Source organism: Microbacterium sp. 22296 (assembly GCF_052045385.1).
Classification (GTDB): domain Bacteria; phylum Actinomycetota; class Actinomycetes; order Actinomycetales; family Microbacteriaceae; genus Microbacterium.
The window spans coordinates 38,871-52,592 of record NZ_JBQEOS010000014.1 but is presented as its reverse complement, the minus strand read 5'-3'; the positions used below and the strand labels follow the sequence as shown (position 1 = coordinate 52,592).

The 13,722-nt window shown below is 70.7% G+C and carries 11 protein-coding genes; 7 read left to right on the top strand and 4 right to left on the bottom strand.

Annotation, left to right across the window (positions count from 1 at the left end; genetic code table 11):
• Positions 1-489 precede the first annotated feature (489 nt).
• Both ACTJJP_RS17005 and ACTJJP_RS17000 read right to left on the bottom strand, forming a co-directional pair.
• A complete protein-coding gene (locus ACTJJP_RS17005) occupies positions 490-1,251 on the bottom strand; it encodes an AAA family ATPase (protein WP_440776167.1) in 762 nt (253 codons plus the stop codon).
• 1 nt (position 1,252) lies between these two features.
• Positions 1,253-2,824 (bottom strand): dolichyl-phosphate-mannose--protein mannosyltransferase, encoded by a 1,572-nt coding sequence (locus ACTJJP_RS17000; RefSeq protein ID WP_440776166.1) that lies wholly within the window; start codon positions 2,822-2,824, stop codon positions 1,253-1,255.
• A gap of 23 nt (positions 2,825-2,847) precedes the next feature.
• Between ACTJJP_RS17000 and rsmI the strand changes: the two genes are divergently transcribed.
• From rsmI to ACTJJP_RS16985, 3 genes are all read left to right on the top strand, one after another.
• On the top strand, positions 2,848-3,666 hold the full coding sequence (rsmI, locus tag ACTJJP_RS16995) for a 16S rRNA (cytidine(1402)-2'-O)-methyltransferase (RefSeq protein WP_440776165.1): 819 nt from the start codon (positions 2,848-2,850) through the stop codon (positions 3,664-3,666).
• A gap of 88 nt (positions 3,667-3,754) precedes the next feature.
• Positions 3,755-5,329 carry a methionine--tRNA ligase gene (metG, locus tag ACTJJP_RS16990; RefSeq protein WP_440776164.1) on the top strand — a complete coding sequence of 525 codons (1,575 nt, stop codon included), beginning with the start codon at positions 3,755-3,757 and terminating at the stop codon, positions 5,327-5,329.
• A gap of 197 nt (positions 5,330-5,526) precedes the next feature.
• Entirely contained in the window at positions 5,527-6,417 is an 891-nt protein-coding gene (locus tag ACTJJP_RS16985; RefSeq protein WP_440776169.1) for a TatD family hydrolase, read from the top strand.
• Positions 6,418-6,856: 439 nt separating this feature from the next.
• On the opposite strand, the gene ACTJJP_RS16980 is transcribed toward ACTJJP_RS16985, so the two are convergent.
• The gene (locus tag ACTJJP_RS16980; protein WP_440776163.1) at positions 6,857-8,317 is read right to left on the bottom strand and encodes a sugar porter family MFS transporter; all 1,461 of its coding nucleotides are present in this window, start codon (positions 8,315-8,317) and stop codon (positions 6,857-6,859) included.
• Between the two features lie 66 nt (positions 8,318-8,383).
• Between ACTJJP_RS16980 and rsmA the strand changes: the two genes are divergently transcribed.
• Positions 8,384-9,223 carry a 16S rRNA (adenine(1518)-N(6)/adenine(1519)-N(6))-dimethyltransferase RsmA gene (gene rsmA, locus ACTJJP_RS16975; protein WP_440776162.1) on the top strand — a complete coding sequence of 280 codons (840 nt, stop codon included), beginning with the start codon at positions 8,384-8,386 and terminating at the stop codon, positions 9,221-9,223.
• 327 nt (positions 9,224-9,550) lie between these two features.
• Positions 9,551-10,486 carry a phosphodiesterase gene (locus ACTJJP_RS16970; RefSeq protein WP_440776161.1) on the top strand — a complete coding sequence of 312 codons (936 nt, stop codon included), beginning with the start codon at positions 9,551-9,553 and terminating at the stop codon, positions 10,484-10,486.
• Here the strand turns inward: ACTJJP_RS16970 and ACTJJP_RS16965 are convergent.
• Positions 10,437-12,017, bottom strand: a complete 1,581-nt coding sequence (locus tag ACTJJP_RS16965; protein WP_440776160.1) for a stealth family protein — start codon at positions 12,015-12,017, stop codon at positions 10,437-10,439. The genes ACTJJP_RS16970 and ACTJJP_RS16965 overlap by 50 nt on opposite strands.
• A gap of 239 nt (positions 12,018-12,256) precedes the next feature.
• On the opposite strand from ACTJJP_RS16965, the gene ACTJJP_RS16960 reads away from it, so the two are divergent.
• Together ACTJJP_RS16960 and ACTJJP_RS16955 are read left to right on the top strand one after the other, a co-directional pair.
• A complete protein-coding gene (locus ACTJJP_RS16960) occupies positions 12,257-13,189 on the top strand; it encodes a 4-(cytidine 5'-diphospho)-2-C-methyl-D-erythritol kinase (protein WP_440776159.1) in 933 nt (310 codons plus the stop codon).
• A gap of 225 nt (positions 13,190-13,414) precedes the next feature.
• A complete protein-coding gene (locus ACTJJP_RS16955; RefSeq protein WP_440776158.1) occupies positions 13,415-13,717 on the top strand; it encodes a DUF427 domain-containing protein in 303 nt (100 codons plus the stop codon).
• Positions 13,718-13,722 lie beyond the last annotated feature (5 nt).

The window sequence follows — 13,722 nt, the reverse complement described above, 5'->3', positions numbered from 1 at the left end:
ATCCGCGGGGTGAAACAACGTGTCGAGGCGTTTCTGCCCGCGGATCGCGTTTCTCGGCACGCCCACCCCGCCTCGCCGCCACCTCGCCCACGCGGCCTCGCCGCCGCCGGCACGCCCACGCCGCCACGCCGCCGCCACGCCGCCGCCGCGCCGCCGCCGCGCCGCCGCCGTCACGCCCACGCTGCCACGCCGCCGCCGCGCCGCCGCCGCCGCGCCCGCGCCGCGCCCGCGCCGCCGCCGCCGCCGCGCCGCGCTGTGGCATCCGCACCGCCGTCGCCGCAGCCGCGAGAAACGGCATCCGCGGGGTGAAACAACGTGTCGAGGCGTTTCTGCCCGCGGATCGCGTTTCTCGGCACGCCCACCCCGCCTCGCCGCCGCCGCCACGCCGACGCAGCCTCGCCGCCGCCACGCCCACCCAGCCTCGCCGCCACCTCGCCCACGCGGCCTCCCCACCACCACCGCGCTCCGACGCCCCCGCCCGCGCGCCCCTCAGTCCAGCAGATGCCGCAGATACCGCCCCGGCGCCTCCAGGAACCCGCGCTGCAGCCGCACCACCTCGAGGTCTTCCCACGCGCTCTCGCGGATGCCCCACTCGCCGAGCTCGAGGATCGTCGCCCCGGGGAGCGCCGCCAGCACGGGGGAGTGGGTGGCGCAGATCACCTGCGTGCCGCGCGAGCGCATGCGGTCGAGGGATGCCAACCAGCGCAGGGTCGACGAGAACGACAGCGCCGCCTCGGGCTCGTCGAGGCACGCGAGCCCCGCGACGTAGTGCGGGTGGTCGAGCGCTTCGTCGAGCAGGGCGTTGAACGACTCGCCGTGGCTCATCGGGTGCAGGCTCGGCGGGGCGTCGGGCAGATCGTCGCGCCAGGAGTAGTAGCCGTGCATCGTCTCAGCCCGCAAGAAGAAGCCGAACCGCGGGACCCGCGGACTCCGCTCGATGCGCAGCCACTCGCCGAGCGGGCTCTCGGTGCGACGCGTCTCGCCCCCGCCGTTGGTCGAGCCGCCCTCGGCGGGCAGGCCGTAGGCCTCGGCGATGCCCTCGATGAGCGTGGACTTGCCCGAGCCGTTCTCGCCGACGAGGAAGGTCACGCCCGAACCGAACTCCCAGCCGTCGGCCCGCGCGACGTCGAGGAAGTGAGCTACGGCGGGGATGTCGGCCGGCCACGCCCGCGGGTCGACGGGCGCGTCGCGGAACACCTTGACGCGCTGGATCGGCCGCGGGTCGTTCAGCCAGTCGTCGCCGCGCGACACGTCAGATCCAGCTGGGCAGCCAGTTGTGCAGCCGCCAGAACTCGTAAGAGACGGGAAGACCCGCCCACACCGGGTACCAGAACGCCGAGATGCCGACGCACACGACGAGGAACACCACCGCGATCACCTGTGCACGGGCGCGGGAGAGCCTCCAGACCCCCCGGGTCGCGTCCTGCAGGGCGAAAGCGATCGCGAGGACGAGGAAGGGCACCATCGCCACCGTGTAGAACTGGAAGATCGTGCGCTCGGGGTACAGCAGCCACGGCAGGTAGGTGCACGCGAGCCCGGTCAGCACCAGCGCGTGGCGCCAGTCCCGCACCATGACGAAGCGCACGAACAGATACACGGATGCCGCGATGCCCGCCCACCAGATCAGCGGGTTCGCGTTGCTCGAGATGGCCTCGGTGCAGCCGTTCGGCAGTGCACAGCCGTTCACGCCGAAGTCGTCCTGATGCCAGTACATCGAGGTGGGGCGGATCAGGAACGGCCACTGCCACGCGGGACTGGCGTAGCTGTGCGGGGTGACGAGTCCGACGTGGAAGCCGTACATCGACTCGTGGTACGCCCACAGGTTCTGCAGCGGCACCGGGAGGAACGACAGAAGACCCGTGCCCAACGCCTCGCTGCTGCGCATGTAGCCGCCGGTGGTGAACAGCCAGCCCGACCAGCTGGTCAGGTAGACCACGAGCGACACCGGCACGATGAGCACGAACGAGATGAGGCCCTGACGCACGGCATCCATCGGCCACTGCACGATTCCGACCCGCCGGCGGGCGATCGCGTCGGTGACGACGACGTAGATGCCGATCGCGGCGATCAGGTACAGCCCCGACCACTTCACGGCCGTGGCCGCACCGGCGGCGGCGCCGGCCGCCAGCAGCCACGGTCGGTCCCACAGCAACGGACCCCAGTTGTGGGTGGTGCCGGGGAGGTCGTCCATCGCGGCGTCGAGGCGGTCGCCGGTGCGTTTGTGATCGAGCGCGACGAACCAGAACGCCAGCACGATGAAGAACGTCAGGAACACGTCGAGCAGCGAGGTGCGGCTGAGCACGATGCTCAGGCCGTCGACCGCGATGAGACCGGATGCCACGGTGGCGAACGGGATCGAGCGGGTGAGGTTGTGCGCGAGCAGGTAGACCAGCAGTACGGTCGCCGTGCCGAAGACGACGGCCGACAGTCGCCACCCCGTCGCCGAGTCGGGTCCGAGCAGCGCCATACCGGCGCCGATGAGGATGCGGCCGAGCGGGGGGTGCACCACGTAGCTTCCGACGCCGGTGAAGATGTCGGTGTCGCCCGCGGTGAAGCTGGCGTCGGCGTTCTCGGGCCACGTCGACGGGTAGCCGAGCACCCATTGGCTCCACGAGTCCTTCACGTAGTACGTCTCGTCGAACACCAGTGCGTGCGGCGTGCCGACGTCGAACAGGCGCAGCACGGCGGCGACGATCGTGACGAGCAGCGGCGCCAGCCAGCGCCACAGTCGGAGCCCCCGAGGGTCGCCGATCAGCGCGTCGCGCCACCGATCGAGGCGCGTGCGCTCCACCTCGGGACGCAGAGAGGGGACAGCGGTGCTCACGCGCCCCAGCATAAGGTGGGGCGGTGATCATCCTCGCGGCGACGCCGATCGGCAACCTCGGTGACGCCTCGAAGCGTCTGGTCGAAGCGCTCGAGAACGCCCGCGTCGTCGCCGCCGAAGACACCCGCACCACCCAGCGCCTGCTGGCGGGGCTCGGCGTCGAGAATCGCCCGCGGTTGATCGCCCTGCACGATCACAACGAGAAGGAGCGGGCCGCCGAACTCGTCGAGCTGGCGCGTCATGACGACCTGCTCGTGCTCAGCGACGCGGGCATGCCCACCGTCAGCGATCCGGGTTTCGGCCTCGTCGCCGCGGCCGCCGCGGCGGGCGTCACCGTCACGGCCCTTCCCGGTCCCAGCGCCGTCGTCACCGCCCTCGCGGTCGCGGGCCTGCCGACCGACCGCTTCGCCTTCGAGGGCTTCCCCCGTCGCAAGCCGGGCGAGCGCCGCAGGGCCTTCGCGCAGTTGGCGTCGGAGGAACGCACCCTGGTGTTCTTCGAGTCGCCGTCGCGGTTGGCATCCACTCTCGACGACTTGGCCGACGCCTTCGGCGCCGACCGCCCCGCCGCCGTCTGCCGTGAACTGACCAAGCTCTACGAGGAGGTCAAGCGCGGCACCCTGGCCGAGCTCGCCGCGTGGGCCGCCGAGGGCGTTCGTGGTGAGATCGCGATCGTCGTGGGCGGAGCCGAGGCGCGCGAGGTGGCCTTCCCGGATGCCGTGACCCAGGTGCTCGAGCTCGTGCGCGGCGGGACGCGGCTCAAAGAGGCGGCCGCCGAGGTGGCGTCGCAGACCGGTCACTCTTCGCGTGAGCTGTACCAGGCGGGGCTCGCGGTCAAGCGCTGAGGCGCCCCCGCGTCCCGCGTCGCGGGCGGCGACCGGGCCAGCCCGTCACACGGTCGGCCGTGTCGGTGCACCCCCGTAGAATCCTCAGGTGACTTCCGGCCGATCCTTCTACATCACGACGCCGATCTACTACCCCAGCGATCTGCCCCACATCGGGCACGGGTACACGACGGTCGCCGTCGACACGCTCGCGCGCTGGCACCGCCAGGCGGGCGATGACACCTGGATGCTGACGGGCACCGACGAGCACGGTCAGAAGATGCTGCGCGCCGCGGCCGCCAACAACGTCACGCCGCAGGAATGGGTCGACAAGCTCGTCACCGAGTCGTGGTTTCCACTTCTGGAGACGCTCGACGTGGCCAACGACGACTTCATCCGCACGACGCAGCCGCGCCACGAGGAGCGCGTGCAGCAGTTCGTGCAGGCGCTCTTCGACCGTGGCTACATCTACGCGGGCGAGTACGAGGCGCTGTACTGCGTGGGCTGCGAGGAGTTCAAGCCCGAAGCCGAGATCGTCGACGGCACCGGTCCCTTCGAGGGACTCAAGGTGTGCGCGATCCACTCCAAGCCCCTCGAGCTGCTGCAGGAGAAGAACTACTTCTTCAAGCTCAGCGAGTTCCAAGACAGGCTGCTCGAGCTGTACAAGACCGAGCCCGACTTCGTGCGGCCCGAGTCGGCGCGCAACGAGGTCGTCTCATTCGTCCGCAGCGGCCTGAAAGACCTCTCGATCTCGCGCTCGGCATTCGACTGGGGCATCACGGTGCCGTGGGACTCGTCGCACGTCATCTACGTGTGGGTCGACGCGCTGCTCAACTACGCCACCGCCGTCGGCTTCGGCAACGACCCCGAGCAGTTCGCCCGTCGCTGGCCGGCGTTCCACGTGGTCGGCAAAGACATCCTGCGCTTCCACGCCGTCATCTGGCCCGCCATGCTCATGGCCGCCGGTCTCGACGTCCCCCGCGGTGTCTTCGCCCACGGGTGGCTGCTCGTCGGCGGCGAGAAGATGTCGAAGTCGAAGCTCACCGGTATCGCGCCCACCGAGATCACCGACGTCTTCGGCTCCGACGCGTACCGGTTCTACTTCCTCTCCGCGATCGCCTTCGGCCAGGACGGCTCCTTCTCGTGGGAAGACCTCTCGGCCCGCTACCAGGCCGAACTAGCCAACGGCTTCGGCAATCTGGCGTCGCGCAGCGTCGCGATGATCGAGAAGTACTTCGGTGGCACCGTTCCGGCGGCCGGTGCCTACGCCGAGGGCGACCTGGCGATCCAGAGGATCGTGGCGGATGCCGCGGCGGCCGCCGACGCCGCCGTGGAGCGCTTCCGCATCGACGAGGCCATCGCCGCGATCTGGACGATCGTCGACGCCCTCAACGGTTACATCACCGAGAACGAGCCGTGGGCCCTCGCCAAGGATGAGGCTCAGCGCGAGCGCCTGGGCACCGTGCTCTACACCGCCGCCGAGGGGCTGCGCGCCCTGGCGGTGATGCTGTCGCCCGTCATGCCGAGCTCGACCGAGAAGCTGTGGACGGCGCTGGGCGCTGCCGAAGGCCTCGGGCGCCTCGTCGACCAGCCTCTTCGCGAGGCGGGGGCGTGGGGCGCGCTGCGTGCCGGCGCGAAGGTCACCGTCCTCACCCCGCTGTTCCCGCGCGTCGAGCAGGCGTGACGCCCGTGTCCGACGCGGCGGTCGCCCCCAAGCCTGCTGCGGCCCCCGGGCCCGCAGGGGTCGGCGAGCCTGCTGCGGCCCCCGGGCCCGCAGCGGTCGCCCCCGAGCCGGCTGCGGCCCCCGGGCCTGCTGCGGCCCCTGAGCCTGTCGAAGGGTCCGCCGCCGGATCGACCCCCGTCGAGCGCCCTCGCGGCACGATCGAGGCGGGCGACCCCAGCCAGTACGTGCGCGAGCGCTCGGTCGACGGCCGCCGCGACGTGAGCTATCCGCCGGCGCCCGAGCCCCTCGGCATCCCGGTCTACGACAACCACACCCATCTCGAGATCGAAGACGGCGACACCGGCCTCTCCCTCGACGAGCAACTCGAACGGGCACTGGCCGTTGGTGTCCACGGCGTCGTGCAGGCCGGCGGCGACGTCGACTCCTCGCGGTGGTCGGCGTGGGCCGCACGCTCGCACCCGCGCGTGCTCGCCGCCGTCGCGATCCACCCCAACGAGGCTCCGGAGTACGAGCGGGCCGGTGAGCTGGATGCCGCGATCGCCGTGATCGACGAGCTCGCCGCCGAGCCGCGCGTGCGGGCGATCGGCGAGACGGGCCTCGACTTCTTCCGCACCGGGGCCGATGGCATCCCGGCGCAGCTGCGTTCTTTCGAGGCGCACATCGCGCTGGCGAAGAAGCACGGGATCGCCATGCAGATCCACGACCGTGACGCGCACGACGCCGTGCTCGAGACCCTCGAGCGCGTCGGCGCCCCCGATAAGACCGTGTTCCACTGCTTCTCGGGCGACGCCGACATGGCCCGCATCGCCGCCGACCGGGGCTATTGCCTGTCGTTCGCCGGGAACGTCACGTTCAAGAACGCGCAGAATCTGCGCGATGCCCTCGCCGTGACGCCGCTCGATCGCATCCTCGTCGAGACCGACGCGCCGTTCCTGACGCCGGCGCCGTACCGCGGCCGTCCGAACGCTCCCTACCTCATCCCGGTGACGCTGCGCTTCCTCGCCGCCGAGCTCGGCCTCGATGCCGACGAGCTCGCCGCGCAGGTCGCGGCGAACACGCTGCGCGTCTACGGCGCCTTCGACGACTGACGCGCGCACCGCGCCCGCGCTCCGGGCCCGCGAGTCGGGCTGTCGTCGGTGTTGAACGAAGTCGCTCGGGTAGCCCTCGCTCAGCCGCGCGCCTCCGAATGCGACGGAGGGCGTGCGGATCGTGGAGGTTGCACTCACCGCCACCCACGCGACCGCGCAGGCCGACGGATCCGGAGGGCACGCGCCGCGGCGCACGACCTCAGTGATCTGCGCAGCCTCATCCGCTCCGTCGCGGATGCCGCTGAGTTCGTGCGAATCGCGGAGGTGGTGCGCGGCACGTGCGGAGCAGCGATGTGCACAACCTCAGTGATCTGCGTAACCTCATCCGCTTCTTCCCGGATGCCGCTGAGTCTGTGCGAATCGCGGAGGTGATGCCCGCGGCAGACCCCCGCACACACGAGAGGCCGGCACCCTGCGGGGTGCCGGCCTCCGGCATCCGTTATGCCTTCGCTCGGGTCTTCGGCTTCTCCACGAAGAGCGTCTCGGCCTGTTCGAGCTCCATGCCCTTGGTCTCGGGGATGCGGAACGCGACGTAGAAGAACGACAACGCCGCGAAGAGCGCGTACATGCCGTACGTGAGCGGAAGCGACCAGCTCGACATCGCCGGGAACGACACCGTGATGGCGAAGTTGGCGATCCACTGCGCGCCGGCGGCGACACCGAGGGCACGACCGCGGATGCGGCTGGGGAAGATCTCGCCGAGCAGCACCCACACCAGGGGTCCCCACGAGGCGCCGAACCCGACGACGAACAGGTTCGCGGCGACGAGCGCGACCGTGCCCCACGGGGCCGGGAGCGAGACGTCCGCGCCGCTGCCCTGGGCGAAAGTGAACGCCAGGGCCATCGCGCCCAGCGACACCGTCATCAGCACCGAACCGGTCAGAAGGATCGGCTTCCGACCCACCCGGTCGACGAGGAAGATCGCCACCAGGGTGACCAGCACGTTGGTGATCGAGGTGATGACCGAGATGAGCAGCGAGTCGCTCTCCTGGAAGCCGACAGCCTTCCAGAGGGTCGTGGAGTAGTAGAAGATCACGTTGATGCCGACGAACTGCTGGAACGCCGACAGGATGATGCCGATCCAGACGATGCGCTGAAGCCCCAGCACCGGCCCACGCACCGACACGTTCGCGTTCTTGCGGTCGGTCTCGATCGCCTGCGTGAGGTCCTTCATCGTCTTCTCGAGGTCCGCCGGCGGCACGAGTCGGGCGAAGATCGAGCGGGCTTCATCGGTCCGGCCCTTGGCCAGCAGGAACCGCGGGGACTCGGGGACCGTGAACGACAGGATGCCGTAGACCGCCGCCGGGAGGACGCCGACGAGGAACATCCACCGCCACGCCTCCATCCCGAGCCACAGTTCATTGGCCGCGCCGCCCGCACTGTTGGCGAGTACCGCGTCGGAGAGCAGCGCTCCGAAGATGCCGAGCGTGATCGCGAGCTGCTGCAGGGATGCGAGCGAACCGCGGATCTGGCGGGGTGCGACCTCGGCGATGTAGGCGGGGGCGACGACCGAGGCGATGCCGATGCCGAGACCGCTCATCACGCGCCAGAGGATGAGGTCGGGGACGCTGAAGGTGAGGGCCGCGCCGATCGACGAGACGAAGAACAGCACGGCGCCCAGCAGCATGACCTTCAGCCGGCCCCACCGGTCCGACAGTGCCCCGGCGACCACGGCGCCGACGGCGCAGCCGAGGAGCGCGACGGCCACGACGAAGCCGGTGAGCACCTCGCTGAGCTGGAAGTTGCCCTCGACGGCATCCACCGCACCGTTGATGACGGAGGAGTCGAACCCGAAGAGGAATCCGCCCACGGCGGCGGCGAGGGAGAGCCCGATCGCTCGTCGCCCGTACGGGCTTCGGAGTGTGAAGGCGTTGGCGGGGATCGACTGCGTCTGACTCACCCACCCACGCTACTCCCGGCTCCCGCGCCGGAGGGGTTCTGGCGGTGCCCTGACTACAGTGGAACAATGCCCGTCTCCCTCCTCGGTGCCGCCGAGATCCGTCGGCTCGCCGCCGAACTCGACGTCACCCCCACGAAGAAGCTCGGGCAGAATTTCGTCGTCGACGCCAACACCGTGCGCAAGATCGTGCACGCGGCGCGCGTCACGGCATCAGATCGTGTCGTGGAGATCGGGCCGGGCCTGGGCTCCCTCACCCTGGCGATCCTCGAGACGGGCGCCTCGGTCGTCGCGGTCGAGATCGACCACCGTCTCGCCGAGCGCCTGCCCACGACCGCGGCGATGCACGACGTGCCGGCCGACCGTCTGACGGTGATCGACGCCGACGCGCTGCGTGTCGACGATCTGCCGGGGGAGCCGCGCGTTCTCGTGGCCAACCTCCCGTACAACGTCTCGGTGCCCGTGCTGCTGCACTTCCTCGAGACCTTCCCGTATCTCCAGCGCGGTGTCGTCATGGTGCAGGCCGAGGTGGGGGAGCGGCTCGCCGCACCGCCCGGCTCGAAGGTCTACGGCGCCCCGAGCGTCAAGGCCGCCTGGTACGGCTCGTGGGGACTGGCGGGAACGGTGTCGCGGCAGGTGTTCTGGCCCGTCCCCAATGTCGACAGCGTGCTGGTCGGCTTCGATCGGGATGCCGAGCCCCGCGGCACCGAGGAGCATCGGCGCCGCACCTTCCAGATCGTGGATGCCGCCTTCCAGCAGCGCCGCAAGATGCTGCGGCAGGCGCTCGCAGGCGTGCTGGGCGGAACGGCGGCCGAGGCCTCGGCCATGCTCGAGCGGGCGGGCGTCGACCCCACGCTGCGCGGCGAGCAGCTCACGGTCGACGACTACGCCCGCATCGCCGCCCTCTGACGCCCGCCCTCTGACGCCGTGTCCGCCACGGCGTGCGGTGCGTTTCTGTTGCAACGGCGGGCGTTCGGGCCTGCCGGAGGCGCAACGGCGGGGCGTTTGGCGACACGCAGTGCCGGGTCGAGCGGTTCGCGGCGTATCGCATGGGGCATCGACTGTTGTGCCCGAGGCCTCTCACTCGGCGCGGGAACGACGGCGGATACAGCGGCGTCAGGGCGAATTCCCGCCGTGTTCATCACGCGTTCGCGAAACATGTCTGTAACATTTCGAGGCACCGGGAGCATCACGCCGGTGACGAGGCCGCACCCGACGGCCCGAGAGGAACTCGAGATGCGCTACTCCGAATACCCCCGCGCCGAACGCGTGCTGCTGCACCTGAGCGACACCCACCTGCGAGCGGGCGGCACACCGCTGTACGACAGCGTCGATTCCGAGGCCTATCTCGCCCGCGCGGTGGCGGCCATCGACGAGTCGGGCGTTCGACCGCACGCCCTCGTGTTCACGGGCGACCTCGCCGATTTCGGCGAGTCCGACGCCTACGAGCGCGTGCGGGCGCTGGTGGAGCCGCTCGCCGAGCGTCTGGGCACGCGGGTCGTCTGGGTCATGGGCAACCACGACGACCGCACCGCGTTCCGCGCGAGCCTTCTCCCCGGCGACGACGCCGCCCCCACCGCGCCGGTCGACCGCGTCGACGAGTTCGACGGCCTCCGCATCGTGACCCTCGACACGTCCGTGCCGGGGGCGCACCACGGCGAGGTCACCGCCGAGCAGCTGACGTGGCTCGCCGACGTGCTGGCCACCCCCGCCCCTCTCGGAACGATCCTCGCGATGCACCACCCGCCCGTGCCCAGCGTCCTCGATCTGGCCGCATCGGTCGAACTGCGCGACCAGCGGAGCCTGGCCGCCGTCCTGCGCGGAAGCGACGTCCGTGCGATCCTCGCCGGTCACCTGCACTACTCGACGTTCGCCACGTTCGCCGGCATCCCCGTGTCGGTGGCATCCGCGACCTGCTACACGCAGGACCTGATGGTTCCGGTGGGGGGAACGCGCCCGCAGGACGCGGCCCAGGGCTTCAACATCGTCCACGTCTACGACGAGACCGTGGTGCACTCGGTCGTGCCGCTCGGGGCGGCCGAGGCGCTGCAGTACGTGGATGCCGTCGAGTCGCAGCGGCGCCTGCGCGAGGCGGGACTCGTCGTCCCGGCCTCGCGGGAACTCAGTGGACCGGTGTCGCCGCCGACGACGCCGCTGCCGATCCTGCGCTGACCGCCGGCTTCTCCCAGGGAGCCGCGACGGGGAAGTACCGTTCGAGACACGCCCGGAGCGCCGGAACGCGCACCTCTTCGGGGATCTCGGGCACGCTGCCGTCGTTGAGGCAGAACATGTCGGTGTCGCGACGAGTGACGAGACGCTCCATGGTCCGCAGGGAGTCGAGCTGGGTGGTCTGCACGTAACGCGTACGAGGTGCGGTCGTCACGACCGCGCGACCGGTCGCCAGCGCGTAGTAGTGGTACAGGCTGTTCGTGACCGAGATGTCGGTCGACGAACGGAAACGGCTCGCCGCCGTGCGCGCGTAGTCGTCGGCGAACTCCTGCTCGAGTTCGTAGGCGACCGAGCGACGGAGCGGGGTCGCGCAGTGTTCGAGGTCGAGCGTGATGACCCGGCCGAAGCGCTCCTTGAGCAGAGCGCGGTTCACGCGCAGACCGTTGTCGTGGCCCGACCGATCGACGTGCGAGGGTCCGCTGCCGATGCGCACGCCGCTCTCGACGAAGCGACTCACGCCGCCGCCGCTGAAGAACAGCTCCGGCGTCACAGGGCGGCCGAAGAACATGTCGTCGTTGCTGTAGAGGAAGTGCTCGGCCAGCCCCGGGATGCGATGCAGCTGGGCCTCGACGGCGTGGGAGTTGTGCGTGGGGAGCACCGACGGGTCGGCGAAGAACTCCTCGCTGCGCACGATCGTCACCTTGGGGTGATCGGCGAGCCACTCGGGCGTGGGCGAGTCGGTGGCGATGAAGATGCGGCGCACCCACGGGGCGTACATGTGCACGCTCCGCAGCGCGTAACGCAGCTCGTCGACCTGGCGGTAGCGAGCGGCATTGTCGTCGCCGTCGCCGACGACGTACCCCTTCATGCGGGCGGCGCGCTGCCGCTGGAACTCGCTCGATGACCCGTCGACCCACGAGAAGACCATGTCGACGTCGGCCGTGAACTCGTTGGGGTGCGGATCGAACATGCCCGAGATCGTCTCCCACCGGCGCCCGTAGCGCTCCACCTCGACGAGGTCGAGGTCGGCCGCGGCGAAGCGGCGACGGCTCAGGGCGCTCGGACGGGGCGCTTCGATCGTCTTCTCGCCGAAGCGCCAGAGCTCGAGGCGGGGGGCGAGCGATGCGCCGTAGCGATACGAGCCCTCGGTCGAGCTGCGCGGGCGGAACACCGCGTACGCCTGCACGGAGCCGGCGGTGGGGTGCACGCTGTGCGCGGGGACGGGGTCCTCGCCGCGGGCCTTCATGTAGACCGGGCCGAGTTCGGGGTCGCGCAGCGCCGCGATCGCGGCTTCGGCGTGGGCGGTGTCGACGACGAGCTTGGGGCGGCGGTTCGCGTCGCGGACCAGCAGCACGCGGATACCCGCGGCCTCGATCGCGGCGGCGGCGGTCAACAGGTCTTCCCGCTCGGCGATACCCGGCGTGGCGGTGTCATCGACCATGTGCAGGATGCCGTCGTGCATCCGGATGTCGGAGCGGGACAGGAGCGCGCGCCAGGGATCGGCGTCGATCGACAGGGGGACCATCGGGCGCATGCTGCCTCCTCGGGGTCGGGGACGGTATCCGGTCACCGTACGGTTCCGGGGTTTCGAAGACGTTTCGGCAGCGGCGGCGAACGTCGGGGAGCGGAGCGCTACTGTCGAAGAGTGACTCAGATCGCTCGCTCCGGACCGGACCTACCCGCACCGACTGGGGAGCGGCGGGGGGGCTCGGACCGAAGCTTCAGTCTCGCACACGCGCGAAGCTCCGGGCGAGCGGGTGCGGGAGAACGCCGATGACGACGCACGCCCCCGCATCCGTGCGCGTCCGCGCGCCCGGCAAGATCAACGTCTTCCTCGAGGTCGGCGATGTGCAGGACGACGGCTACCACGAGCTCGCGACCGCTTTTCAGGCGGTGTCCCTCTACGAGGAGATGACGGCGACGCCCGCCGACGATTTCTCCCTCGAGGTGTCCTCGCGCGGACCCGTCGACATCGACGGCGTCCCGACCGACGATCGCAATCTCGCCATCCGTGCCGCCCGGCTGCTTGCGCAGACCGCGGGAGTGGACCGCGGCGCTCACCTGTCGATCCGCAAGGCCGTGCCGGTGGCCGGCGGGATGGGCGGGGGGTCCGCGGACGCCGCCGCCGCGTTGGTCGCCTGCGACGCTCTGTGGGGGCTCGGGATGCCGATGAGCGAGCTCTCCCGCCTCGCCGCGCGCCTCGGCGCCGACGTGCCGTTCGCCTTGATGGGCGGTACGGCGGTGGGCACCGGCCGCGGCGACGAACTCAGTCCGGCCCTGGCCCGCGGGCGCTTCGACTGGGTCCTGATACCCAACGATGTCGGCATGTCGACACCGGTCGTCTACGGCGAGCTCGACGCACATCGCGAGCGTCACGCGGTCGACATCGGCCCCGCCCCGCGCGTGCCCGCCGTCGACCCCGATGTGCTGCACGCGCTCCGGCAGGGCGACGCGAAGATGCTCGCGGCGACACTGCGCAACGACCTGCAGGCCCCGGCTCTGCACCTGCGTCCGGATCTGGCGCGCGTGCTCGAACGCGGTGAGAGTTCGGGAGCCCTCGCCGGTCTCGTCTCGGGCTCGGGTCCCACCCTCGCCTTCCTCGCCGCCGACGAGGCGTCCGCGATCGACCTGCAGGTGACGCTGAGTGCCGCAGGCCTCGTCGCCTTGCACGTACACGGCCCCGTCCCGGGGGCTCGGGTGGTCTGACGTCGACGTCGGGTCGCGGTCCCTTCGACAGGCTCAGGGGCCTCGGTGAGGCGGAGCCGGCTTCGCCCGTCGACGCCACCGGGCGCAGAACGGCGCGGCACCATAACCCAGGTCGACATACAGGGCAATGTTCAGATGGTGCGATCGGTAGCTCGCTACCCTCGTCCGAGGTGGTCCGCCACCGCTGGGTGCCGTACCCGCGGGGCGCCACGAAGGGGGTATCCCATGAAGGCAGTGCTCGACGGCGTCGTGATCGCCGAAGCCGACCGCGACGACCTGGCCTCGATCGAGGGCAACTGGTACTTCCCGCCGCAGGCTGTCCGAGACGGGGCTCTGCAGCAGAGCCCCACGCCGTACACGTGCCCGTGGAAGGGTGCCGCGCAGTACTGGAACATCTCGCTCGACGGCGTCGAGCTCACCGATGGCGCATGGTCGTACCCCGATCTGCGCCCGGGCGCGGTCGAGCGGGTCGGTAAGGACTTCGCCGGCTACGTCGCCTTCGACCGCAAGGTCGTGGTCTCCGACTGAGGTCG